The 22,980-nt window shown below is 41.9% G+C and carries 23 protein-coding genes; 9 read left to right on the top strand and 14 right to left on the bottom strand.

Annotation, left to right across the window (positions count from 1 at the left end):
- Window positions 1-23: 23 nt before the first annotated feature.
- From BUB08_RS11330 to BUB08_RS11345, 4 genes are read right to left on the bottom strand one after another with little or no spacing between them, the layout of a single operon-like run.
- Entirely contained in the window at window positions 24-716 is a 693-nt protein-coding gene (locus BUB08_RS11330; protein WP_073001854.1) for a lipid-A-disaccharide synthase N-terminal domain-containing protein, read from the bottom strand.
- Between the two features lie 60 nt (window positions 717-776).
- On the bottom strand, window positions 777-1,508 hold the full coding sequence (gene rnc / locus BUB08_RS11335) for a ribonuclease III (protein WP_073001856.1): 732 nt from the start codon (window positions 1,506-1,508) through the stop codon (window positions 777-779).
- A gap of 6 nt (window positions 1,509-1,514) precedes the next feature.
- The gene (gene fabF, locus BUB08_RS11340; RefSeq protein ID WP_073001858.1) at window positions 1,515-2,756 is read right to left on the bottom strand and encodes a beta-ketoacyl-ACP synthase II; all 1,242 of its coding nucleotides are present in this window, start codon (window positions 2,754-2,756) and stop codon (window positions 1,515-1,517) included.
- A gap of 17 nt (window positions 2,757-2,773) precedes the next feature.
- Window positions 2,774-3,010, bottom strand: coding sequence for an acyl carrier protein (locus BUB08_RS11345; RefSeq protein WP_073001860.1), 237 nt, complete (start codon window positions 3,008-3,010; stop codon window positions 2,774-2,776).
- Window positions 3,011-3,195: 185 nt separating this feature from the next.
- Here BUB08_RS11345 and purN point away from each other — a divergent pair, with 185 nt between their 5' ends.
- The 3 genes from purN (at window position 3,196) to rprY (ending at window position 6,152) form a co-directional block, all read left to right on the top strand.
- The gene (gene purN / locus BUB08_RS11350; protein ID WP_073001862.1) at window positions 3,196-3,771 is read left to right on the top strand and encodes a phosphoribosylglycinamide formyltransferase; all 576 of its coding nucleotides are present in this window, start codon (window positions 3,196-3,198) and stop codon (window positions 3,769-3,771) included.
- 120 nt (window positions 3,772-3,891) lie between these two features.
- On the top strand, window positions 3,892-5,460 hold the full coding sequence (locus BUB08_RS11355) for a sensor histidine kinase (protein WP_073001863.1): 1,569 nt from the start codon (window positions 3,892-3,894) through the stop codon (window positions 5,458-5,460).
- A 2-nt stretch (window positions 5,461-5,462) separates the two neighbouring features.
- Window positions 5,463-6,152: a response regulator transcription factor RprY gene (gene rprY, locus BUB08_RS11360; protein WP_073001865.1), complete on the top strand. Its 690-nt coding sequence runs from the start codon at window positions 5,463-5,465 to the stop codon at window positions 6,150-6,152.
- Window positions 6,153-6,370: 218 nt separating this feature from the next.
- On the opposite strand, the gene BUB08_RS11370 is transcribed toward rprY, so the two are convergent.
- The 3 genes from BUB08_RS11370 to BUB08_RS11380 form a co-directional block, all read right to left on the bottom strand.
- A complete protein-coding gene (locus tag BUB08_RS11370) occupies window positions 6,371-7,876 on the bottom strand; it encodes a TolC family protein (protein WP_175549996.1) in 1,506 nt (501 codons plus the stop codon).
- Between the two features lie 10 nt (window positions 7,877-7,886).
- A complete protein-coding gene (locus tag BUB08_RS11375) occupies window positions 7,887-9,110 on the bottom strand; it encodes an efflux RND transporter periplasmic adaptor subunit (RefSeq protein ID WP_175549997.1) in 1,224 nt (407 codons plus the stop codon).
- A gap of 112 nt (window positions 9,111-9,222) precedes the next feature.
- The gene (locus tag BUB08_RS11380) at window positions 9,223-9,927 is read right to left on the bottom strand and encodes a hypothetical protein (RefSeq protein ID WP_073001873.1); all 705 of its coding nucleotides are present in this window, start codon (window positions 9,925-9,927) and stop codon (window positions 9,223-9,225) included.
- A 35-nt stretch (window positions 9,928-9,962) separates the two neighbouring features.
- Here BUB08_RS11380 and BUB08_RS11385 point away from each other — a divergent pair, with 35 nt between their 5' ends.
- Both BUB08_RS11385 and BUB08_RS11390 read left to right on the top strand, forming a co-directional pair.
- Window positions 9,963-10,661, top strand: coding sequence for a M48 family metallopeptidase (locus tag BUB08_RS11385; RefSeq protein WP_073001875.1), 699 nt, complete (start codon window positions 9,963-9,965; stop codon window positions 10,659-10,661).
- Between the two features lie 2 nt (window positions 10,662-10,663).
- The gene (locus BUB08_RS11390; protein WP_073001877.1) at window positions 10,664-11,998 is read left to right on the top strand and encodes a deoxyguanosinetriphosphate triphosphohydrolase; all 1,335 of its coding nucleotides are present in this window, start codon (window positions 10,664-10,666) and stop codon (window positions 11,996-11,998) included.
- 71 nt (window positions 11,999-12,069) lie between these two features.
- On the opposite strand, the gene BUB08_RS11395 is transcribed toward BUB08_RS11390, so the two are convergent.
- Window positions 12,070-12,840, bottom strand: coding sequence for a TIGR00266 family protein (locus BUB08_RS11395; protein WP_073001879.1), 771 nt, complete (start codon window positions 12,838-12,840; stop codon window positions 12,070-12,072).
- 112 nt (window positions 12,841-12,952) lie between these two features.
- Between BUB08_RS11395 and BUB08_RS11400 the strand changes: the two genes are divergently transcribed.
- On the top strand, window positions 12,953-13,855 hold the full coding sequence (locus tag BUB08_RS11400) for a pseudouridine synthase (RefSeq protein ID WP_073001881.1): 903 nt from the start codon (window positions 12,953-12,955) through the stop codon (window positions 13,853-13,855).
- Here BUB08_RS11400 and BUB08_RS11405 read toward each other — a convergent pair whose 3' ends face one another.
- The 4 genes from BUB08_RS11405 to rplU all read right to left on the bottom strand — a co-directional run bounded on the left by BUB08_RS11405 (window position 13,856) and on the right by rplU (window position 17,322).
- Entirely contained in the window at window positions 13,856-14,722 is an 867-nt protein-coding gene (locus BUB08_RS11405) for a CHAD domain-containing protein (protein WP_139249683.1), read from the bottom strand.
- A 378-nt stretch (window positions 14,723-15,100) separates the two neighbouring features.
- A complete protein-coding gene (serS, locus tag BUB08_RS11410; protein ID WP_073001885.1) occupies window positions 15,101-16,372 on the bottom strand; it encodes a serine--tRNA ligase in 1,272 nt (423 codons plus the stop codon).
- A gap of 104 nt (window positions 16,373-16,476) precedes the next feature.
- Entirely contained in the window at window positions 16,477-16,992 is a 516-nt protein-coding gene (gene rpmA / locus BUB08_RS20805) for a 50S ribosomal protein L27 (RefSeq protein ID WP_083570727.1), read from the bottom strand.
- Window positions 16,993-17,010: 18 nt separating this feature from the next.
- Window positions 17,011-17,322 (bottom strand): 50S ribosomal protein L21, encoded by a 312-nt coding sequence (rplU, locus tag BUB08_RS11425; RefSeq protein ID WP_073002261.1) that lies wholly within the window; start codon window positions 17,320-17,322, stop codon window positions 17,011-17,013.
- Between the two features lie 254 nt (window positions 17,323-17,576).
- On the opposite strand from rplU, the gene BUB08_RS11430 reads away from it, so the two are divergent.
- Both BUB08_RS11430 and BUB08_RS11435 read left to right on the top strand, forming a co-directional pair.
- Complete coding sequence (locus BUB08_RS11430; RefSeq protein WP_073001887.1) at window positions 17,577-18,170, top strand: bifunctional nuclease family protein; 594 nt, start codon at window positions 17,577-17,579, stop codon at window positions 18,168-18,170.
- Between the two features lie 9 nt (window positions 18,171-18,179).
- Window positions 18,180-19,640, top strand: a complete 1,461-nt coding sequence (locus tag BUB08_RS11435) for a NupC/NupG family nucleoside CNT transporter (RefSeq protein ID WP_073001889.1) — start codon at window positions 18,180-18,182, stop codon at window positions 19,638-19,640.
- A gap of 50 nt (window positions 19,641-19,690) precedes the next feature.
- Here BUB08_RS11435 and BUB08_RS11440 read toward each other — a convergent pair whose 3' ends face one another.
- Window positions 19,691-20,689, bottom strand: coding sequence for a BACON domain-containing protein (locus BUB08_RS11440; RefSeq protein WP_073001891.1), 999 nt, complete (start codon window positions 20,687-20,689; stop codon window positions 19,691-19,693).
- Window positions 20,690-20,723: 34 nt separating this feature from the next.
- Complete coding sequence (locus BUB08_RS11445; RefSeq protein WP_073001893.1) at window positions 20,724-21,710, bottom strand: hypothetical protein; 987 nt, start codon at window positions 21,708-21,710, stop codon at window positions 20,724-20,726.
- Window positions 21,711-22,136: 426 nt separating this feature from the next.
- Between BUB08_RS11445 and BUB08_RS11450 the strand changes: the two genes are divergently transcribed.
- The gene (locus BUB08_RS11450) at window positions 22,137-22,874 is read left to right on the top strand and encodes a hypothetical protein (RefSeq protein WP_139249684.1); all 738 of its coding nucleotides are present in this window, start codon (window positions 22,137-22,139) and stop codon (window positions 22,872-22,874) included.
- The last annotated feature ends 106 nt before the right edge of the window (window positions 22,875-22,980 follow it).

The raw sequence follows: 22,980 nt of genomic DNA on the forward strand, positions 1-22,980 counted from the left end.
GTCGGTGTTCTTTTGGCACTGACCTATTTCAGTTTGTCTGCAATCTTTCCAATCACCTTATTAAAAAAAGGAATTTTTTCAAGCTTCGAAAAAAGGCTGCCATATCCGAAGTGCAGTAAAATATTACGGATGTATATAAAAAGGCCAAGACTGTGTGCCGCAAACAAAACCGGATCGAGGCGATAAATTGCGTAGGTAAAAATCATAAGCGACCCCACGGTACTAATAATCCAAAACCCCAGAGGCAAAAAAGAGTCTTTCCTTTTTTCAGAATAAATCCACTGGTAAATAAACCTGAACGTAAAAATAATTTGCCCGGCTGTTCCCCAAATCATTAACAAAACCGAAACTTCTTCGTTTTTCAGAATAGAGCTAAAGTTATAGGACTCGCCCCAGAACAGCCAGCCCAGGTACGCTAACGGGACAGCAACAGCCAAAATACGTGATACAATATGCATCCGGCGCCAGGCTTTTTTCAACTGTAAGTTTCGGATGTAAATGAGGTACACAATAAACTGCCCGAGGACAATGGCAAAATCGTTACGCAAAATACCGTAGGTAAGCATCAGAATGGAAGCTGCCAGGCTGATTTGCCAGTAAACTACCGGAGAAATTACTTCCCCCTCCTTTTCAGACAAAAACCACTGGGCAATATTCCGGGCAAAGAATAGCACCTGCGATAAAAAACCTAATGTGTAAATAAAAATGTCGCTCATCTGTTATTTTCGGGGGCAAATATAGCAATTATGAATTCCAAAGCAGAGCATGTACAATTTCTAATTCTGAAGCTTTTTAATTGTATCCTGCGCTGCGTTTTGCTGTGCTTCTTTCTTCGAAGTCCCGGTCCCGGTTCCCAGCTTTTTGTCTTCTACAATTACTTTTGCAACAAACCGGGGTTGTTTCGATTTGTCAGAAGCCGGTTCTTCGGTTGTCTCAAATTTAATGTCCTTCTTATTTTTCTGGCTCCACTCAATTAGCTGACTTTTAAAGTTGGTATCGTTTTGTTCAACTTCATTCAGATTAACAAATTGAGAAAGAATTCTTTTGGTTACGAAATATTTCGTTTTCCGGTAGCCGGCATCCAAATATATTGCTCCGATTAGGGCTTCAAGCGCATCTCCGTAAATGTGACTTTTATCGATATTTTTTGTTGTGTTGGAATCGATAAAAACGTTGAGCCCCATATCGAAGGTCAGATGTGTTAAAAAGGCACGATTAACCAGTTTCGACCGGTTTTTAGTAAGGAAACCTTCGTCTTGTTGCGGAAAGCGGTTATAGAGAAAATCGGCAATAATTGCCCCCAGAATGGCATCTCCCAAAAACTCTAGCCGCTCGTTATTTACCAGGTTCCCTTGCGAATCGTGAACCGAAGCCGATTTGTGCACAAAAGCCAAATCGTACAATTTCAGATTTGAAGGGTAAAACCCAAGTAAATCTTTTAAAAACAAATAAAACTCTTTTCTAGGAGAAGAAAAGAGCTTTATTCGTTGTGTTATTTTTCTAACCACAGAATGTCAAAATTTTTTAAAAACGAGAGTTGCATTATGTCCACCAAAACCAAATGTGTTACTAACAGCAATGTTAACCGGTCTCTCTTTTGCAACGTTAAATGTAAAATCGAGCCTGTTATCGATTTCCGGATCGTCAGTAAAGTGGTTAATGGTAGGAGGAATAATCCCCTCCCTCATTGCCTGAATGCAGGCAAGTCCTTCCACTGCACCGGCGGCACCCAGCAGGTGTCCGGTCATAGATTTTGTGGAACTAATACTTATTTTTAATGCATGTTCACCAAAAGCCTTCTGAATAGCTTTTGACTCGGCTATATCTCCTAACGGAGTAGAAGTTCCGTGAACATTAATATAATCAACATTTTCCGGTAATATTCCGGCGTCTTCCAGAGCCCATTTCATCACAAGCTGTGCGCCATGTCCTTCAGGATCGGGTGCCGTCATGTGATAAGCATCTGCAGACATACCTCCGCCAATCATTTCAGCATAAATTTTGGCGCCTCGTTTTTTGGCACTCTCGTATTCTTCGAATATGAAAGCACCTGAACCTTCGCCAATTACAAAACCATCGCGGTCTTTATCAAACGGCCTGGACGCCGTTTTGGGGTCATCGTTCCGTGTTGAAATGGCGCGCATAGAGTTAAATCCAGCAACACCCGCCTGATTTACTGCAGCTTCCGAGCCTCCGGTAATCATTATTTTTGCTTTCCCGAGGCGAATCATGTTGAAAGCTTCAATCATGGCATGCGATGCTGATGCGCATGCGGTAACTGTTGTAAAATTAGGACCCCTGAAATGGTATTTGATAGAAATTAACCCCCCGGCAATATTGGCAATCATTTTAGGGATAAAGAAAGGCGAAAACCGGGGATTTTCTTCACGGTAGTTTTTTGTTTCTTCGTAAAAGGTTTGAAGGCCTCCAATTCCTGCACCCCAAATAACACCTGCCCTATCGTGGTCAATTTCGTCCAGATTAAGTCCTGAATCGTCCATTGCCTGTGTAGCAGCAGCCATTGCATATTGCGTGTAAAGGTCATATTTTCGTGCTTCTTTACGTTCTACGTATTCTTCCACATCGAAATTTTTGACCTCACAGGCGAACTGGGTTCTATGCTTTGAGGCATCGAACCTTGTAATGGGTGCGGCACCGCTAACCCCGTTTTTTAGGTTTTCCCAAAAATCGTTAACCGTGTTTCCCAAAGGATTAACGGTGCCCACTCCGGTAATAACTACCCGTTTAAATTCCATGAAATTAATCTTCTGGATTACTTAGTTGCTTGTTCTATATGAGCAATAGCTTCACCTACAGTCGAAATTTTTTCGGCCTGATCGTCCGGAATAGCCAAATCAAATTCTTTTTCAAACTCCATAATGAGTTCTACTGTATCAAGTGAATCGGCTCCAAGGTCGTTGGTGAATGATGCTTCGTTGGTTACTTCACTTTCGTCAACTCCCAATTTATCAACAATAATTGCTTTTACTTTTGCTGCAACGTCAGACATAATTCTAAAATTTTAGTTAATACTAATTTGTGTTTTTAAATAATTCGCTGCAAAGTAATACATTTACAGTTTATATTTCAAAGAAAAAATATAAAAAAGATGATTCAAGGCCCGTATATTAAAAATGTAATATTCTAAATTTGAACCAATTATTCAAATGTTCCAATGTATTAATACAATTTAAAATGAATGTTAAGAGAATAGCCATTTTTGCCTCAGGTTCAGGCACAAATGCTCAAAATATCATCCACTATTTTTCAGATAATGAAGCCATTGAGGTAGATTCTTTATGGAGTAATAAACCAAAAGCATATGCACTTTCGAGGGCAGAAGCCAATGGAGTAAAAACCTTTGTTTTTAACCGGGAACAGTTTTACGAAACCGAACAAATTGCACAAAAGCTCAAGGAACGAGACATCGATTTGGTTGTTCTTGCCGGTTTTTTGTGGCTTGTTCCAGACAATTTGGTGGAAAATTTTAGAATCATAAACATTCATCCGGCGCTTCTTCCCAAATACGGAGGAAAAGGCATGTACGGAATGAAAGTACACCAGTCGGTGGTTGACAACAAGGAAAGCGAAACCGGAATTTCAATCCACTTTGTAAATAAGAAATATGATGAAGGGGAGCTGATTTTTCAGGCGAAATGCCCGGTTTTGCAAACCGATTCGCCCGAAGAAGTAGCCACAAAAGTACATGAACTGGAATACAAGCATTTTCCGGTAGTAATTGAGCAAATATTGTTACCGGAAGGGAAATAAGTTTTTAGATTTAAAGAGATTGAACCTCCCTGAGGTTAATAATAATTACATTGAAGGCTGTCCTGTTAAATAATGTTAAGAGGAATTTTGCCGATTTTTCATTAAAATTATCTTTGCTGCATGAGCAGGAAAATGTTATTGACATTAATCGTTTTAATGGCATTGGTGCTTTCAGGGTTAATCCTGATTCAGACCAACCTCATCAAAACTGCATCTGACATTCGGGAGGAGCAATTCAACCAAATGGTAAAAGGTGCGTTAAAAAGGGTGGTCGATCAGATGGAACTGCACGAACAGCGTGTTGCCCGGGAAAGCGCACGGTTAGGCCGTTTGCCGGGAACAAATAACCCTCAGCGAAACCTGAGTGTTTTTCCGCGGCAAAGGGCAAGTCAGTTGTCGGGCAGTTTTCAGTTCCGCTACTCCGATGGAAACTTTTTCGGTAATTTTCAGGAAGAATTTCAGGTTATCATAACTGACTCGATTAGTGCTCAGCAGCCAGATCATTTATTAAAGCCGCCAAACGACGCTTCTTCATTTGATCAGTTACACGAGTTCAACATGGATTTGGAGCGAAGAAGAGAACAATGGCTAAAAGATACGCACTGGCTCAACTACAAAATTCTGCTGGAAGGAAGACCGCTGGAAGAACGAATTGACTCGGCTTACCTTGCCGAATCTATTCGCACTGTATTTCAGGAATCGGGCATCGAACCGGAATACCGCTATGCTGTTCGGAGTTCAAACCAGGGCACAGACAAATTTATTACCGGAAGCCAGGGGTACAACCCCTCAAAAACCAAAGAGTATTACAGTCTGCTTTTTCCATACGATTTTGACGGGCAGCAGCCCAACTATCTGTATGTTTATTTTCCGAAACGCTCAGGGTATATTTTACGGGCAACCGGTTTTACCATTATCCCCACCGTTATTTTAACGGGGTTGCTAATTGCCATCTTTGCTTATACCATCATGGTTATTTTCAGGCAAAAGAAATTATCCATGATCAAGAACGACTTCATTAATAATATGACGCATGAGTTGAAAACGCCAATCTCTACTATTTCGCTGGCGAGCCAGATGCTTGAAGACGGAAGCATTACAAACACTCCGAAAACCATCGAGCACATTTCGAGAGTTATCAATCAGGAAAGCAAACGGCTCAGTTTTCAGGTAGAAAAAGTGCTTCAGATGGCAGTATTTAATGAAGGCCGGTTAAAACTGAAATTCAAAGAGTTTGATGTAAACAACACGCTTCAAAATGTATTAAATAATTTTGAACTGAGGGTAAAAAGCAAAAACGGCGTACTTCATTCTGATCTGAAAGCAGAAGATACTATTATAAAAGGTGACGAAATACACATCACCAACGTTATTTTTAATCTGCTCGACAATGCGATGAAATACAGCAACGGAGAGCCTGAAATTACCGTGGGAACCGAAAACAAGAACGACAATATTATTATTTCAGTTAAAGACAACGGGATTGGTATTTCAAAAGAACACCAGGCACAAATTTTCGACCGCTTTTACCGGGTACCTACCGGCAATGTACATAATGTTAAAGGATTTGGGCTTGGACTTAGTTACGTGAAGAAAATTGTGGATTTGCACAATGGGAAGATTAAAGTAGATAGTGCTGTAAACAAAGGCACAAAGTTTAGTATATTGTTACCAAAATTAAAAAAATAAGCATGGAACAGAAAACAAAATTACTTTTGGCTGAAGACGATGAAAACCTGGGTGTGCTTTTAAAAGAGTACCTGGTTGCCAAAGGATTCGGCGCGGACCTTTATCCGGACGGCGAAATAGCCTATAAAGGTTTTATGAAAGAGCATTACGATATCTGTATCCTGGATATTATGATGCCCAAAAAGGATGGTTTTTCTCTTGCTAAAGATATCAGGGTTGTAAATCCTGACATCCCCATTATTTTTCTGACTGCAAAAAATCTGAAAGACGACGTAATTGAAGGATTTAAACTGGGTGCCGATGATTACATCACCAAGCCTTTCAGCATGGAAGAGCTCATATTCAGAATTGAAGCCATTTTACGCAGAACATCGGCAGAATCGCAGGTTGCAAACGAGCCTGTTTTTACGCTGGGCAAATATACTTTCGATACAAGAAAACAAACATTGGCAGATGCTGAAGAGACGGTAAAACTGACAACCAAAGAATCTGACCTGCTTAAATTATTGTGTCAGAATGCCAACAAAGTTCTGGAACGAAATTATGCTTTAAAATCGATTTGGATTGACGACAACTATTTCAATGCCAGAAGCATGGATGTTTACATTACCAAACTGAGGAAGCACTTAAAAGACGAGCCCTCTGTGGAAATTATCAATGTTCACGGGAAAGGATATAAATTAATAGTATAACATTACGTTAATTCAGATCTGAAGAGAACTCCTTTTCGCGCAAAAATCCCCGTCTTCGGAATTCACGGAAATAATAGAACAGCCAAACAATATAAAAAGCAGGCACTGAAATTTCAAAAAAAACTCAGTGCCTGCTTTTTTATGTGTCACCTGAAAAGATTCACTGCTTCTTCGGGAAACACCGCTTATCCACAAAAATCGCAAAACGCTCGGTTCTGTTAAAAAACAAACCGGTCGACCTTTTCCTCCAGCATTGGGTTTCCGTAGGTAATATTTTGCCCTCTCTCAAAATCAAACAAAGTCAGCATTCTTAACCGGTAAAAAGCAACCCAGTAACTTCGCACCGAACGTATGTAATCGCGTTTTGCCTGCTCCCGCTCCTGTAACGCAATATTTAAATCGGTAATGCTAAGCTCGCCATTCTGAAATTTGCGAAGTGCAATTTGGTAACCGTTTTCAGCAACCTTGTCCGCTTCATCCGCAGTTTTCAACTGATCTTTCATAAGACTGAACTGTTCGACCTGAACAACAACTTCCCGGTCAAACTCTTCCATATCCTTATTAACGTTGTAAATAGTAAGTTCCCTTTCAGATTCTGCCAGCTTTACCGTTGACGCAGATTTTCCCCAGTCGAGAATAGGAATACGCAAAGAAACCCGCAACATTTTATCTTTTTCGGCCTGCTCGTAAATTCCAAGAATCTCATCTGCACTATTAGACAGCCCAAAACTCCCTGAGAGGGTGGCTCTTAAACCAGTGCTGTTTTTTGCTTCTGCCAAATCACGATCGGCATTAATAAGCCTTCGCTGATAAAGGGAAGTTTCTCTACGGTTTTCTTTGGCCTTTTCCAAAGCAAGCCCCGGGTCAATTTCGAAAAGAGTGAAACCCAGCGGAATTATCAGATCAATGTCCATTCCCTGTTCGATACCGACATATCTTTTTAGCTCAAAATCAGCATTCTTCAATTCAATATTCGATTGATTAAGGGCTTTTTGTGCATTTAATACCGAAAGCTCAATGCGCGAAAAATCATTATCAGAAATTTGACCAAGCTGCTTTTTTGTTTGCGAGATTTTCAAATTGTCCAGGCTGTTTTTCAAATTGCTTTCAGCAAGTTTAAAATTGGTTTGCACGGTGAGGTAGTTAAAAAACCTGCTGGTTGTGTTTAAAGCAATCTGCTCAATTTGCGCCACAAACAGCTTTTGCGCCTCGTCGTAAACCATAGGTTCCGTTTTACGGTACCACTTCATCCAGTTGTAGGCAAAAAGCGGCTGGCTAAAACCAATTACAAACGGGCTTCCTGAATAACCTATTTCGTTTTTATTTAAGTTTTTTATACCATGAGCCGAAGTGCTTGCCCACACAGATGTTCCCAATTGAGGAATCGACTGGCTTAACGAAAGGTTGGCTGATGCCGCCAGATTGGAAACCTGTTTAAATTCGATGCTCCCGTCGGGCTGGGTAATTGGCTGGGTAGAATGAGTGTAGTTGGGCAAATCGCCGGAAAGCGTCAACTGCGGCCTGAATCGGGTCTTAAAATTTCGATACCGCCAGTAATAATTCACATTTTGGTTCTGAATGTATTTTGCGGTGGGTGAATGTAAAAGTGCCATCTCAATTACCTCGTCAAGCGTGAGGCTGTAGCCGATAGAATCGGTTTGCCCCGACAGCGGATTCGCCGCCAACAAAAAAACCGTCAGAATTAACAACAACAATCGCTTCATTTCCCCGGGTTTATTTTTCAATTTCAATTTCATCAAATTGCCTGTATGCTCCGAGGCCGTCGGTAATAACAACATCGCCTTCTTCCAGTCCCGAAAGAATCTCGCAGTAATCGTTCCCGATAATTCCCAACGTAAAATCCTTTTTAACTGCCTTATCTCCTTTCACCACAAACATTTTGTGTTTCTGCCCGTTCTCAATTTCCGGTATTCTTTTTATACGCAGGGCATCTGCTTTTGAATTTACAATAATCTGAATTTCAATCTGTTGATTTGCAATCAGCTTCGGATGACTGCTTTCCTGAAGATGCACGTTAAACTGAACTTTGTTGTTTTCTACCATTGGAGTGATATTTCCAACCGTACCTTCCAATTGTTCTTCGCCCAAATTCACAAACACTTTGTCGCCGGTTTTAAGCTGAACCGCATGTTGCTCTTCAACCGAGCCAATTATTTTAAACGATGTAAGATCAGACATGCGCACCAGCAGGTCATCGGTTTTAACTTTCTCACCTGCCCTGCCCGAGATGGACAAAATTATTCCGGAAGAGGGTGCCCGGATACTCATTTTCTGGATAAGCTCCTGCTTTTCTTCCAGCTCCTTTTGTTGCATTCTTATTTGCAACAGAATCCCGGCTTCTTCTGTTTTGAGCTGCTTCAATCTGATTGAATTTTTTTCAACTAAAGTCTGGAGGTCTTTCTCTGCCAGCGTGATTTCCTGCTTGGTTTGCGCAATTCGTGCCGGAGATATTCCGCCTACTTCCAGCAACTGCTCCTGATCGGCCAACTGCGATTTTAGCGAGGTAATTTTCAGCTTTTTCACTTCTTCGTTATAATCCAGGTCGAGGCGTGTGCTTTGTGCATTCAGCCGGGTGCGCTCCAAATTATTCTGCCTTACTTCGAGTTGGTCTTTTATGCTTTCAATGGCATCAGTAACCCCGTCGGTATTCAGTTGCAAAATAACATCTCCTTTTTTTACTTTGCTCCCCGGCTCGGCAACAACGCTTTTAATTATCCCCGCAGCAGGGCTCAAAATAAGTACTTCGCTCTCTGAATCAACAACTCCGGTGGCATGCAGCGAAAGTATCACCGGGCCTCTGTCTACAACCTCAGAGACTAAATTGTTTTTTTTGATGGCAGAAGGTAAAAAAAGGCGGTAAAAATAAGCTGCTCCGGCTATTACGGCAATCGCCAAAACAGAAATAACTGCAATTCGAAATTTACTGTTTTTTCCCATAGTTCTTTTTCGTTGGTTAAGGCAAAAAATAATAACAGAACCCATCCGCTCGCAAATGGGTTCTGTTAACCAGAGGCTAAATTAAAAAAATCGTCGAATTTTTCGGGAAGGGTTACCGTATTTTTTCAAGAAACAGCTTTCTCAGCTTAACCAAATATTCAGCATTTATTTTATTCGAAAGTATCCTCACAAACTCAACCAGGGTTCCGTCTTTGTAAAACGATCCGGATGCAGCGTCAAATTCATGCCCCATCCAGTTGTATTTTACGTCCATGGTAACTTTCACAAAAGTATCGTACTTCAGGTATTTCGGAATTTCGATGTAGCCGAAATTATCGTCTTGCAATTCCTGATACACACCGTCTGCAAGCTGTTCCAGCGACAAGAACTTAACAATTTTCACTTCTGCTTCCAGTTTTCCTTTCAGCTTTTTGTTCATCAAAAACTGAATGCCCTGTTTTTGATAGGCTTCCTGAATTTTTTCCACCAAATCTATTTCAGAAAGATGCCTTAACCGAATGACATTCAGCAGTTGCGTGCCAATTAGCATGTAACCTTTACCCGAATCGAATTTCCAATCGTATTCTTTCTCAATATTTTGCGTTGCCCGCAACACTTCCTCCAGCGGATATTGTTTGTCGAGCACAAGGTAAATGTAAATAGGCTTCGGTTTGGTGGGCGTTTCGTGATAATACCCGGGGAACTGATTCTGTGCTTCAAATACCAGACTGCCCTGCAGCACCTTCTCTTCTACCGAAACAATAGTAACTTGTTTTGTGAGGTTGGAGAATACTTCCATTTTTTTGTTCTGTTCCATAATGTGGTATATTTGGTTTTATTTTTATAAAACGAATGCCAAACAAAGTAGTTCATTTTAAAAGCATAGGACCGGTTACTTTTTTTCGCAACCGGCGTTCGAAAAACATGAAGATTAGTGTAAAACCGGACAAATCAGTACTCATTTCTTTTCCCTATTTTATTTCTGAAAAAGAGGCACTTTCCTTTCTTTCAAAAAACGAAACGTGGATAAAAACGCAACAGGAACGAGTTTCCGAGCGCAGAAAAAAATACGAGTCGGGCGAGGTGTTCAGCACCAAACTTCACACCGTTCAATTACTGTCAGGAAGTGAAAATGATGTAGAAACTGCCGGCAACGTGGTAAAAATATATTCAGATAACTTTGAATCAGAAAAAGGCAGAGTCTTTTTGGATAATATTCTCACCCAGGTTTTCCGCTACGAAGCACGTACTTTGCTGCCTCCCCGCATAAAAACACTGGCCCTGGCCCACAATTTCAGCTTCAATAAAATTACCATCAGGAACAACAAACGCAACTGGGGAAGCTGTTCTTCTCAGAACAACATCAGCCTCAACCTGCAAATGATGAAACTGCCCGACCACCTTATCGACTACATTTTGCTGCACGAACTGGTGCACACCGAAATAAAAAACCACAGCGAAAAATTCTGGAAAAAACTCGACCAGGTGAGCAACGGGAAAGCCCGCGAGCTGGCCGGAGAAGTAAAAAAATATTCAACTTACACAATATAAAAATGGATTGGAACAAATTACTTTCAACCAAACGTTTGGGTATGGAAGAATGGAAAACCCCGGCAAGACCGGAAGACCGTACCCAGTTTCAGCGCGATTACGACCGCATTATTTTCTCGTCGCCGTTCCGAAGGATGCAAAATAAGACCCAGGTTTTTCCTTTGCCTGAGCATATTTTCGTGCACAACCGACTTACCCACAGCCTCGAAGTAGCCAGTGTTGGACGTTCGCTGGGCAATCTGGCCGTAGAAAAAACAGTTGCCGAAAATCCGGACAACCCGTTGATCCCGGAAATCGGAACCATTGTTTCCACGGCATGCCTCGCTCACGATCTGGGAAATCCTCCTTTCGGCCATTCAGGCGAATCGGCCATTTCCAACTTCTTTAAAAACGGAGCCGGCAAAGAATTCAAAGAAAAACTCACTCCAAGCGAATGGAACGACTTTACGCAATTCGACGGAAATGCCAACGCTCTCCGCATTCTTTCCCACCAGTTTAGCGGAAAACGTCCGGGCGGTTTTGCCCTCACTTATCCCACGCTGGCCAGCATTGTAAAATATCCGTTTGAATCGCCACTCGCCACCAAACAAAAATTCGGATTTTTCCAATCAGAAAAAGAAGCTTACACAAAAATAGCAGAGGAGCTGCAAATCCTCCGGGCCGAAAATGAACATCTTTCTTTCAGACGCTATCCATTGGTTTACCTGGTAGAAGCGGCTGATGATATTTGTTACCAGATAATGGATTTGGAAGATGCCTGCAAGCTGGGCATACTCAGCTACGACAAGGTAAAAGAACTGTTTCTTAATTTTTATGATCCGACAGAAGACAGCAGGGCGCTAAAAAGTATTGAAGAAACACTGCGGCGGGTCTCCGATAAAAACGAACAAATTAGTTACATGCGTGCCGGAGTTATCGGCAAACTCATTCGGGAAAGCATCCGAATTTTCAAAGAAAACTACGATGCTATTTTGTCCGGAAATTTCGATGGCACGCTTATCGGCTCACTGCAAAACCCGCAGGCAACTGCCATGAAACAGGTAAAGGAAATTTCGTTTAAAGAAGTGTATGCCCATCGAACAGTGGTAGAAATTGAAATAGCCGGTTTTAAAATTATCGGCACCCTGCTGGAAGAATTTGTAGGGGCTTTTGTGGAGCCAGACAACAAATACAACAAAAAAATAATGTCGTTACTTCCGGAGCAGTACCATCCGCAAAGCGAAAGTTTATACCACAAAATTCAGTCGGCAGTGGACTTTATTTCGGGAATGACTGATGTTTTTGCCCTCGATTTGTATCGAAAAATAAAAGGTATCAGTTTGCCGGGAGTCGTATAAAACAGCAACAAATAGCAATTTCAGCCTGCAGCTTTAATTTGAATCTGCAAGCTGAAATTATTATTCGAAGTTTAACTTTCCAATAAACTATCCAGCAGCCCCGGCCGCCCTTCTTTCCGGGTGTTTCCGCCAACAGGAGAAAGCTCCCGAATCAACTTCCGGATGGGCATGCTTTGCAACCACACTTTTCCGGTTCCACGCAGCGTAGCCAGAAAAATGCCTTCGCCGCCAAACACCATAGAACGCAATCCACCGGCCTGTTCAATGGAGTATTCAATTGACGGCTCAAAACCAACAATACACCCGGTGTCAACCCGCAGCGTTTCGTTATTCAACTGCCGTTCAATTACGGTTCCGCCGGCATGTACAAAAGCATTGCCATCGCCCTGCAGTTTCTGCAAAATAAATCCTTCACCGCCAAAAAATCCGGCGCCCAGTTTTTTACTGAACGTAATAGAAATTTTTGTTCCCATGGCTGCGCACAAAAAGGCATCGCGCTGCACAATAATTTGTCCACCCAATGCGGCCAGATTCATTGGAATAATGGTGCCCGGGTAAGGCGCTGCAAAAGCCACATGCTTTTTTCCCCACCCCTGATTGGTAAAATGAGTTAAAAACAACGACTCACCTGTTATCAGCCTCGAACCCGCAGACAGCAGCTTGTCAAAAAAACCGGCGTTTGGATTAGAACCATCGCCCATTCGCGCAGTAAATTCTATCCCGTCTTCCATATACAGCATGGCGCCGGCCTCTGCAATTACGGTTTCTCCCGGGTCGAGCTCAACTTCCACCAATTGAACATCATGCCCTAAAATCTTATAGTCAATTTCGTGCGACTGCATAAATGTATTTTTTAGATTTTATTTTATGCTAAGGTAAATAAATTTGAAATGAATGGAAACACCGTTTTAATCGGTATTTTTTTCCGACCTTTGCAAAAAAAAGGGGACAATTATGAACAGAAATTCGAACAGGGGCCGCACCGGCAATTCGGGCGCAAAATACAAGGGAAGACAGGAACGTGCTCAATCTGGAGGACGCAAACCAGCAGGAGGAAGAAAAATAATTCGGTTAAAGAAAAGAACTGAATTGCCGTACCAACAAGAAGCTCCCGTTACTCGCAGAACCCCTCGAAAATCAGCTGCGCCAACCGAAATGCGGCTGAACAGGTTTATTGCAAATGCAGGTGTTTGCTCGCGACGTGAAGCCGACAAATATATTTTGGCCGGACTGGTTACCGTAAACGGAAATATTGTTACCGAGCTGGGCACAAAAGTAAAAACATATGACGATATACGTTTTGACGGGAGGAAACTGAATGCCGAAAAAAAAGTGTACCTGCTTCTTAACAAGCCCAAAGATTTTGTAACTACTACTGACGACCCGCATGCAGAGCGAACTGTAATGGATTTGTTAAGAGAAGCCTGCCCCGAACGAATTTATCCTGTTGGGCGCCTCGACAAATCGACCACTGGCGTTTTGCTGTTTACCAACGATGGAGAACTCTCTGACCGTTTAACACACCCCAGCCACAACATCAAAAAAATATACCAGGTTTCGCTGGATAAACCGCTCACGAAACACGACATGCTCCAGATTGCCGAAGGCATCGAACTGGAAGACGGCGCTATTGCCGCCGATGCAGTCAGCTACATTGACGGAGACAACAAAACAGAAATCGGCATTGAAATACACTCCGGCCGAAACCGCATTGTTCGCCGTATTTTTGAGCATCTCGGATACAAGGTAAAAAAGCTTGACCGTGTTTTCTTTGCCGGGTTGACCAAAAAGAATATTTCCCGCGGCAAATGGCGCTTCCTTTCACAAAAAGAAGTGCAATTCTTAAAAATGAAATAGTCAGAGTTTAAAGAAACGCTCCAGTTTTTGATCAAACTCGGAGGGAGGCGCAGCAAAAAACTGCTTTAACCGCAATTGAAGTTTCTGCTGGTTTAACTGACGAAGGTGTTCCACCTGATTTGTAAGAATCAGCATCTCTTCATCGTTAAAGTCGCGACGTTCGGCAACTGCATCCTCAATAAAAACATGTAAATCATGATCGTCGCCCAGCTGATCGGTAATTTTGTTCAGCTGGTCGGTTTTCATTTTGAAGTACCGCGGATGGAGAAACCGTATAAAATCGAATTGATACCAAAGTCTTTTTAGCTTTTTACGCAGCTCGTGCAACTCTTCGGGATGAGGGCTGGCCGGCAATTGATGATAAACAGAGTTGCTTTTCAGATACGATTTGCTTACCTCGCGAAACAGCTGGACACGTGACGGAAATTCACTTCCTTTTTTAGTAAGGATTGATTCAAATCCATCAAAGAATGTGCGAATAGTGTTGTTGAGGTTATTTTCCAAAAATCCTCGTTCCACCAACAATTTATTCTGCTGAACCAGCAACTCCCGGGCGTTTCGGATTTTTCTCTCGGGCAGCAGTTTATTCAACGAAATTTCTTTTTCAAAAAGCTCTACATTTACTGCCGATTCACGCAAAGGAGCCAGCAGCTTTCCAAAATTACGAATGTCCTCATTCAACTGAATAGCAGGGCTGTCGGGTATCTCCTTAAAAAAACGAAGCAACGCACGCAACCGCTTAAAACCGCGGCGCAATTCGTGCACCTTCTGGTTTGAAGAAATATTTTCAGCGATACAAAAATAACCGGCCTTTTCAGCCTGATGTGAAATTGTTTGAATCAGTCTGTTCCCAATGTTCTGAACCATAATTAAAAACAACGGTTTGAACAAAAATAGAGATTATTCCGGGAAATACGAAAAACCTACAAATTACCACGGCAGACTTCGCTAATCAACAGTTCCAACCTAATTTTAAAAATCAACAAGAACCTTCGACGAATTAAAATACTCTGAAATTCAAAAAGTAAAGTCGGTTCTAAAAGAGACTTACATCGACTAGAAAAATCTGGAAATCACTCCTTCCCGCTGATTACTATTTTTCGTCATTCAGCATGAATTGCGAGTTGTGTTCCGGCAGCAAATGATTTGCCGTTTCGGGATTCCGCAAAACTATATTTATCCTACCGGACAAATTTCTCCCGGAAACCCGAAGCGACAAAAGTCAATTTTTTGATAAAAACTCCGTTAAATTTTTTCGAACCCGGTATACGGAACCAGCGCTTTTGGAATTCTTATTCCATCGGATGTCTGATTATTTTCCAACAGAGCAGCCACAATACGAGGCAGAGCCAAAGCACTTCCATTCAGGGTGTGTGCAATTTGCGGTTTCTTTGAGTTTTCGTCGCGAAAACGAAGCTTCAACCGATTAGCCTGGAATGATTCGAAATTGGAAACAGAGCTAACTTCCAGCCATTTTTGCTGTGCTGCCGACCAAACTTCAAAATCGTAGGTCAAAGCAGAGGTGAAACTTAAATCGCCACCACACAACCGTACAATACGATAAGGCAGTTCCAGCTTTTCGACCAATCCGGCAACATGCTGCACCATTTCGTCCAAAATACCGTAAGATTTATCGGGATGAGCGATTTGTACAATTTCCACTTTATCGAACTGGTGCAGGCGGTTTAAGCCACGTACATCTTTCCCGTACGAACCGGCTTCGCGACGGAAACAGGCACTGTACGCAGTATTTTTTAAAGGGAGGTCTTTTGCATCGAGAATTACATTGCGGTAAATATTTGTTACCGGAACTTCGGCGGTGGGAATCAGATACAGGTTATCCAAATTAACGTGGTACATCTGACCTTCTTTATCGGGTAACTGACCTGTACCAAAACCAGAATCTTCGTTTACCACCAGCGGCGGCTGAATCTCTTCGTACCCGGCATTCCGGTTTTCATCCAGGAAAAAATTAATCAGAGCCCGCTGCAGCCGGCAGCCTTTTCCACGATAAACCGGGAAACCGGCACCGGTAATTTTTACACCCAGTTCAAAATCTATTAAATTGTATTTCTGCGCCAATTCCCAGTGAGGCATTGCCCCATCAGGCAGTTGTGGCATTTCGCCAACTGTTTTTACAATTTCGTTGTCTTCTTCGCCTTTACCAAACGGCACTGATTCGTGCGGAAGATTGGGCAACAAGACCTGCAGTTCGGCCACTTTGTTTTCAATGTCGGAGAACTGACTATCCAATTGTTTGATCGTATCTTTTAGTTCCGAAGTACGTGCTTTTGCTGCATCGGCTTCATCTTTTTTTCCTTCGCGAAACAAAACTCCAATCTCTTTCGAAATTTTATTCATTTCGGATTTTGCCTGTTCTGCCTTTTGCTGTGCATCGTTTTTCTGACGGTACAAGTCAACAATTTTGTCGACGATTTCCCGGGCATCAAAATTTTTCTTTTTCAATTTTTCGATGACCAACTCGGGAGAATCCTGTATAAATTTCAAATTGAGCATATCAACATACTTTTTGAGATTGCAAAGCTAACACAAAAAAAAATCTCCTGCCTTTGCCGACAGGAGATTTTCCGTAATATTTTTGCAGGCTTAACCTGAGTCAACTATTTACCTGCCAATTCTTTTGCCTGTTCAATCCAGGGAGCAGGATCTTTAGATGCGTAGCGGCTTCCGGCTTCTGCCAAAACTTCATGCAATTTTTCAACTGACGAAGCAGCCATTTCTGCATAAGTACCAATACCTGCGGCATTTAATACTTCTTCCAGTTTCGGACCAATACCTTCAATTTTTTTCAGGTCGTCAGTTCCGGCAACTGCTGCTTTTTTTTCTGCAGCCGGTGCTTCAGCAACTGCTACATCTGCGTCAACAATAGGTTCAACCGATACATACGAGCGGTTTTTCCTTTTTTTCTGAAACATAACTGTTCCTTCGATAAGAGCGAAGAGAGTATGGTCTTTTCCCATTCCCACATTTTCGCCCGGATAATGTTGTGTTCCACGCTGGCGAACTAAAATATTACCAGCTTTTGCATACTGACCTCCGTAAATTTTTACTCCCAGTCGTTTGCTTTCCGATTCGCGTCCGTTCTTCGAACTACCTACACCTTTCTTATGAGCCATGGTAATCTATTTTTTTAGTTATCCAACAATGTTTTCAATTTGAATTTGCGTAAACTGCTGACGGTGGCCGTTCAGTTTCCTGTAGCCTTTTCTCCGTTTCTTTTTAAATACCAGCACTTTATCGCCTTTCAGATGTCCCAGCACTTTGGCTGTTACTTTCGCACCTTTTACAGTGGGAGTTCCTATGGCTACATTACCATCGTTATCAACAAGTAAAACCTTGTCGAAATCAACCGAGTCGCCTTCGTTGGCTTCCAGCTGATGAACAAACAGTTTTTTCTCTTTTTCAACTCTAAACTGTTGCCCTGCAATCTCTACAATCGCGTACATAATTTCAACTTTTAATGTTACACCGGCAGGCGGGATTCCCGTTGGATTCCTCTTTTTAAGCCTGAGCGGTTCAAAATTTCGGACTGCAAAAGTAGTTATTTTTAGCACATTGGCAAGAGTTGCCTTAATATTTTCCTCAAAAAAACCAAAAATATAGCCGGGGTTTACAAAAACAAAACAAATTAACATTTCAGAGCTAATCCCAAAATGATTGTTATATTTGTTTTCACAATAAAAACCAGATTTTTGGTGGGATGCAAAAAATACGATTGAATATTCTGGGACTATCGGTAAGCCAAACACAATCAGGTGCTTACGCGCTGGTTCTATCAGAAGAAAGCGGAGAAAGAAGAATTCCAATTATAATTGGACCGGTTGAAGCACAAGCCATTGCAATCCAGCTGGAAGGATTAAAACCTCCGCGCCCTTTAACTCACGATTTAATTAAAAATATCGCCCTTGCTTTTAACATTGTTTTACTCGAAGTAGTAATATATAAACTGGAGGAAGGGATTTTCTATTCGGAACTCCTTTGCGAAATGGATGGCCGGGAAGTAAAAATTGATTCGAGAACGTCTGACGCAGTAGCGTTGGCGTTGCGGTTCAAATGCCCGATATACACCACCGAAGAGATATTAAACAAAGCAGGAATTGTATTGGAAGGAGAGGAAGGCAAACAGGAATCAACCACAACTTCTGAAGAAGAAACAGGAGGTTCAGTTACTTCGCCTTTTGCCAGATACACACTGCAGGAGCTGGAAGAAATTCTTAACGAAGCAGTACAAAATGAGGACTATGAAAAAGCCTCGACACTGCGCGATGAAATTAATAACCGAAAAAAGAATTAAACCAAAGAGATGAATAAAATCCTCGCCCTGCTGGTCGTTTGTACCGGCATTTTCTTTTTCACTCCGGCGTTTGCCCAGGAAACCGAAAACATCATCTCAGACGACAGACCCGAGCTGGTTGAAACTACCAGCCCCGAAACATCTGCCATTCTGCTCGATAAAGAAAGGGAAGGCAATTTTTCACTGGCCACACTTCTTCGGGGAATGCTGGGGATGACAGTGCTGCTGCTAATTGGGTTTGTTTTTAGCACCAATCGCAAAAACATTCCGTGGAAGACCGTTGCAACAGGGCTTTTCATTCAGGTGATACTGGCAATAGGGGTGCTTTACGTACCATTTATCAGGCATGGGTTTGAATTCTTTGGGCAGATTTTCGTAAAAATACTCGACTTCACAAAAGCCGGTAGTGAATTTTTGCTGGGAGATTTAATGAATTCCAGCACCTACGGATTCATCTTTCTATTTCAGGTGCTGCCTACCATTATTTTCTTTTCGGCCTTAACCAGCCTGCTGTTTTACTGGGGAATCATTCAGAAAGTAGTTTGGGCACTGGCATGGGTGTTTACCAAAGCACTAAAAATATCCGGAGCAGAAGCTCTGTCGGTTGCAGGCAATATTTTTCTTGGGCAGACAGAATCGCCATTGATGATTAAAGCTTACCTGGAGAAGATGAGCAAATCAGAAATTCTGTTGGTTATGTCAGGAGGAATGGCCACCATGGCCGGCGGTGTTTTAGCGGCCTACATTGCAATGCTTGGCGGAGACGATCCGCAGATGCGGCTCGAGTTTGCCAAACACCTTTTGGCGGCATCGGTTATGGCCGCACCAGCAGCCATCGTTTTTTCCAAAATGCTGGTTCCGCCTACCGAAGCCATCAACAAACAAATAGAAGTTAGCAAAGATAAAATTGGCAGTAACGTGCTCGACGCCATTACCAACGGAACCAGCGAGGGGGTGAAGCTGGCCGTAAATGTTGCTGCCATGCTACTCACATTCATCGCGTTTATTGCCATGTTCAATTTTATAGTAGGAAAAGTCGGAGAATGGACGTCGCTAAACGATTTAATAGTTGAAGGCACTAACGGCAAATACGACGGACTTTCGTTGCAGTTTATTCTGGGATACACTTTTGCCCCGCTAATGTGGTTAATTGGGGTAAGCCCCGAAGACATTATTGTTGTTGGACGACTGCTGGGCGAAAAACTAATTCTTACTGAGTTTATCGGTTACATCAGTCTGGCAGAATTAAAAACCGCAGGAATTCTCTCCAACCCGAAATCGGTAATAATGGCCACTTACATTCTGTGTGGTTTTGCCAACTTTTCTTCCATTGGAATACAAATTGGCGGAATTGGCGCCCTGGCTCCGGGAAGACGGGTTTTGCTGTCGAAATACGGAATGCCGGCCCTGCTGGCCGGAACACTGGCTTCGCTAATGAGCGCCACAATCATTGGTATGATAATGGGCTGACTCCCAGAAATGTATAAGACTTCAATGTATACAGCCTCGCCACAAACACATTAATTTACTGCTCCCTGCGCAGTAACGTCAATGGCAAAAGAAGAGGTTCTGGCATCATTCGATTCCAGATAAATTGTTGCAGTGTTTACTCCAGGGTTCAGCTTACTACGGTCGCAGGTAAATACAACTCCTCCCTGGTAATTATTGCTTTCATAAATGCCGCTTTGCTGCGAAACGGAAAGCCAGTCCGGAAGATTTTCAAAATGCCAAACGAGTAAACCGCTTCCCCCATTAGTAAAGTTGAAGTAGTAGGATGTACCACTCCGGCCAAAATTAACAGATGAATCATAGGCTCCAACAGATAAACGTGGAGACCCCAAACTCACAGAAACAGGCACCTGTATCATTAGATTATTTCTATCATTTGTCTGCAATACGATTGTTCCGCTCAGACCACTATTTATTGCCTTTTCCACATTAACAGTAAAAGGCACATAAGCATCGGCATCCCTGCCCAAAAATACCGACATAGGAACAAACCCATCCAAATTCACCTCAAGCCATTCGGGCATGTCAACAATATCCCAAACCAATATGCCATCGCCTTTGTTAGAAATCTTCAGTTTGGTTTCTCCACTATAATTCACCTCAAGCGTTTTGATCACCTCAACAGACGGATCTCCTTCAGTAATATAATAGAGGGGCACTGCATATTTTTTATCGTTTACAGAAACAAGCATCTGGTCAGCATAAATGCCTAATTCCGAAAAACGTGGCTCTACATCTGCTTCACAATGTATTATTGCCATTCCGTTGATAAACGTTCCGGTGTTACTGTCAACTTTCAGCCAATGCGGCTTGCTCACAATTTCAAAATCGGCACTCCCTGCTCCGTTTATTGAAAACATATAATCACCAGCCGTCCATGTTGGTGAAATAATAATCATTGATGCCCCCACATCTGAAACATCAAGGCTTTCATTTAAAAATTCATCGTTGCATGCAAAAAGTAAAAGCACTGCAAAAAAGAGTATAATATTTTGACAAGTTTTTTTCATCGGAATACTTTTTTTCGATTAAAACAACAGTTGTTTAAAATTGATAACGCACCGTAAAACCATAATCAAGGTGAGAAACCACTATAGCGTCTGCAAGCTTCTGCTCTGTATGGCCATAGCTACTATCATAACCTATTTTATTAAGCTCTGCCCAAGTATAATTCACTGCAACACCTGCCGATAATATTGACGAGAAGCAATATTCAAGTGACAAACCGCCCTTTACCCCAAATGTAGTGCCCTTAACCAGGCCGTTCGAATTATCGTAATAATTTACCAGCTCATATTCTCCTTCGTAGCCTTCAAATGAGATTGTTTGAAGTTCAAAAGCTCTGATTTCATTTCTCAACCAGACAATGCCCGGTGACACTGTTCCCCAAAATTTAATGTTCTTCTCCTCCCCCAAAAAATGCTGAGACAACACAGAAACTCCAGTAAAATGGGTACTAAACTCTTCTTCTTGATTCAGTTTGGCAAAATACGGAACATTAAGTCCATCTCCACTATCCCCGCCAACCAAAAAACTGCCCTCTGAATCAGCAAAATACATAGAATACTCGGCACCAACACCAATATATGAGTTCAGCAGGTAGTGTCCTCCTACGTTTACATAAAACCCGTTCTTAAGGCTTCTTGTGTAATCGCGGGCATCCCGCTTAGGAATACCGGCCCCTTCCAATGTAGACTGCATTCCGGTTAAATCGATAAACGAATGCGCAAATCCTTCCTGCAAAGTAATCATAAATCTGTACTCGCGTTTCTGAAGGATAGCTTTCTGCTGCCGAATCCCAGAATTATCACCGCCCGGGTTGGTTCTCAAATAACGCAACACTTCCGAAATTGCAATTGATTTTCCTTCGACGTAATTTTCGGAAGTATTTTGCTCGTAGGTTATTCGTTCCTCGCCTACAGATAAAATTCTGCATTCGATGGTGTCCTGCCGAATGGTAATAATTCGATCCTGCGCCTTTGTTGCACCCCAGAGCACGGTGCACAACAAAATCAAAAGTGTCGTTTTCATCGGGAAAGTGTTGTTGTGGTTTTTATAAAATAGCGCATTAAACTAACATATTATTCCCCTCTTTTCCAAAGCTTTTATCAAAATTTTTCACACGTTTTTACAATACAAAAACACTTGCCATTTCAGCAACTGACGGTACTTCCCATATTTAAAGCCGACGAAAAAAAACACCGGACGAAACATGTTGTTTCAGTTCATTTGAAGAAATTCATCAAAAAAAAGAAAAAATATTTTCATTTTCACTACCCTTTCTAAGTCCTAATCTTCAACACCATATCAACAAAACCCTTATCAACAGGGCAAAAAACAAAAAAAATATTTGCACCGGCACGCAACCATAAAGAATATCACGCATCATAAAATAAATTCTAATTCTATTAGTTAGAATTCTTACCATAATCTTTAAAATTAAAAATGAAAAAAGACATGAAGACGAAGAGAGTTATTTGGAGAAGTATTGGCGCGTTAATGATGGGTTCATTAGTATTAACCTCTTGTGTTGACGATCCCGAACCGATTGCATTAAATGCTGCAACCGATGTTTTTGTTCAAAAAATTGTACAAAATGATGTAGAAAAGTATAGCGTTGCGTTTTGGGTATATGGCAACAAAGACCTCGATTCAGTTAAAGTAGAAGGCCCCAACGATGAAAGCTGGAAACTTGAAAAAACACCTTCTAACAGCCAGTTATTCAGCCTTTATCCTGAAGACGAAGACTACACAGAAACAATGCCGGCAGAAGGAGAATACGTTTTCACAGTAAAAAGTACACAGGCCGACGAAGCTGCCATAACTTTTAAAGACAAACTGGGAGCCGACGAGCTGCCTGCCGTTACTATTGAAACATCCGTGTTTAAAGACTCGAAACAAAAAACAACCTGGCTGGAAGCAGAAGATGCAGACGCTTATTATGTAAGGCTTTATGACAGTTCAGACAAACTCGTTTTTACGAGTTCAATACTAAGCAAAGTAACCGAATATGCATTTGGGTTGGCCGACAACGGCTGGGCTGACAATAACAAAAAAGCAGAAGCAGGAGAAACTTACCGAATCGAAGTTTTGGCAATTCTGTACGAAGACGGTGCTACCGATTCTAACCGTGGCTACAACGTTCAGTTCATATCTATCGGCTCCGATGAAATCGTTTGGGGCGAAGGCGAATAAAAATTTTTAATCAATTCTTTCTTAAGGGTGTCTCTATACAGAGGCACCCTTTTTCTTTTAAAGTTTTCCTTGTACATTTGCACCTCAATTTTTATAGAATTCTGAA

Source organism: Mariniphaga anaerophila, from assembly GCF_900129025.1.
In the GTDB taxonomy this organism is placed as follows: Bacteria; Bacteroidota; Bacteroidia; order Bacteroidales; family Prolixibacteraceae; genus Mariniphaga; species Mariniphaga anaerophila.

Coding starts and splice junctions, on each gene's coding strand:
- BUB08_RS11330 (WP_073001854.1), bottom strand. CDS start 716: ATGAGCGACATTTTTATTTACACATTAGGTTTTTTATCGCAGGTGCTA.
- fabF (WP_073001858.1), bottom strand. CDS start 2,756: ATGGAATTTAAACGGGTAGTTATTACCGGAGTGGGCACCGTTAATCCT.
- BUB08_RS11345 (WP_073001860.1), bottom strand. CDS start 3,010: ATGTCTGACGTTGCAGCAAAAGTAAAAGCAATTATTGTTGATAAATTG.
- purN (WP_073001862.1), top strand. CDS start 3,196: ATGAATGTTAAGAGAATAGCCATTTTTGCCTCAGGTTCAGGCACAAAT.
- BUB08_RS11355 (WP_073001863.1), top strand. CDS start 3,892: ATGAGCAGGAAAATGTTATTGACATTAATCGTTTTAATGGCATTGGTG.
- rprY (WP_073001865.1), top strand. CDS start 5,463: ATGGAACAGAAAACAAAATTACTTTTGGCTGAAGACGATGAAAACCTG.
- BUB08_RS11370 (WP_175549996.1), bottom strand. CDS start 7,876: ATGAAGCGATTGTTGTTGTTAATTCTGACGGTTTTTTTGTTGGCGGCG.
- BUB08_RS11375 (WP_175549997.1), bottom strand. CDS start 9,110: ATGGGAAAAAACAGTAAATTTCGAATTGCAGTTATTTCTGTTTTGGCG.
- BUB08_RS11380 (WP_073001873.1), bottom strand. CDS start 9,927: ATGGAACAGAACAAAAAAATGGAAGTATTCTCCAACCTCACAAAACAA.
- BUB08_RS11385 (WP_073001875.1), top strand. CDS start 9,963: ATGCCAAACAAAGTAGTTCATTTTAAAAGCATAGGACCGGTTACTTTT.
- BUB08_RS11390 (WP_073001877.1), top strand. CDS start 10,664: ATGGATTGGAACAAATTACTTTCAACCAAACGTTTGGGTATGGAAGAA.
- BUB08_RS11395 (WP_073001879.1), bottom strand. CDS start 12,840: ATGCAGTCGCACGAAATTGACTATAAGATTTTAGGGCATGATGTTCAA.
- BUB08_RS11400 (WP_073001881.1), top strand. CDS start 12,953: ATGAACAGAAATTCGAACAGGGGCCGCACCGGCAATTCGGGCGCAAAA.
- BUB08_RS11405 (WP_139249683.1), bottom strand. CDS start 14,722: ATGGTTCAGAACATTGGGAACAGACTGATTCAAACAATTTCACATCAG.
- serS (WP_073001885.1), bottom strand. CDS start 16,372: ATGCTCAATTTGAAATTTATACAGGATTCTCCCGAGTTGGTCATCGAA.
- rpmA (WP_083570727.1), bottom strand. CDS start 16,992: ATGGCTCATAAGAAAGGTGTAGGTAGTTCGAAGAACGGACGCGAATCG.
- rplU (WP_073002261.1), bottom strand. CDS start 17,322: ATGTACGCGATTGTAGAGATTGCAGGGCAACAGTTTAGAGTTGAAAAA.
- BUB08_RS11430 (WP_073001887.1), top strand. CDS start 17,577: ATGCAAAAAATACGATTGAATATTCTGGGACTATCGGTAAGCCAAACA.
- BUB08_RS11435 (WP_073001889.1), top strand. CDS start 18,180: ATGAATAAAATCCTCGCCCTGCTGGTCGTTTGTACCGGCATTTTCTTT.
- BUB08_RS11440 (WP_073001891.1), bottom strand. CDS start 20,689: ATGAAAAAAACTTGTCAAAATATTATACTCTTTTTTGCAGTGCTTTTA.
- BUB08_RS11445 (WP_073001893.1), bottom strand. CDS start 21,710: ATGAAAACGACACTTTTGATTTTGTTGTGCACCGTGCTCTGGGGTGCA.
- BUB08_RS11450 (WP_139249684.1), top strand. CDS start 22,137: ATGAAGACGAAGAGAGTTATTTGGAGAAGTATTGGCGCGTTAATGATG.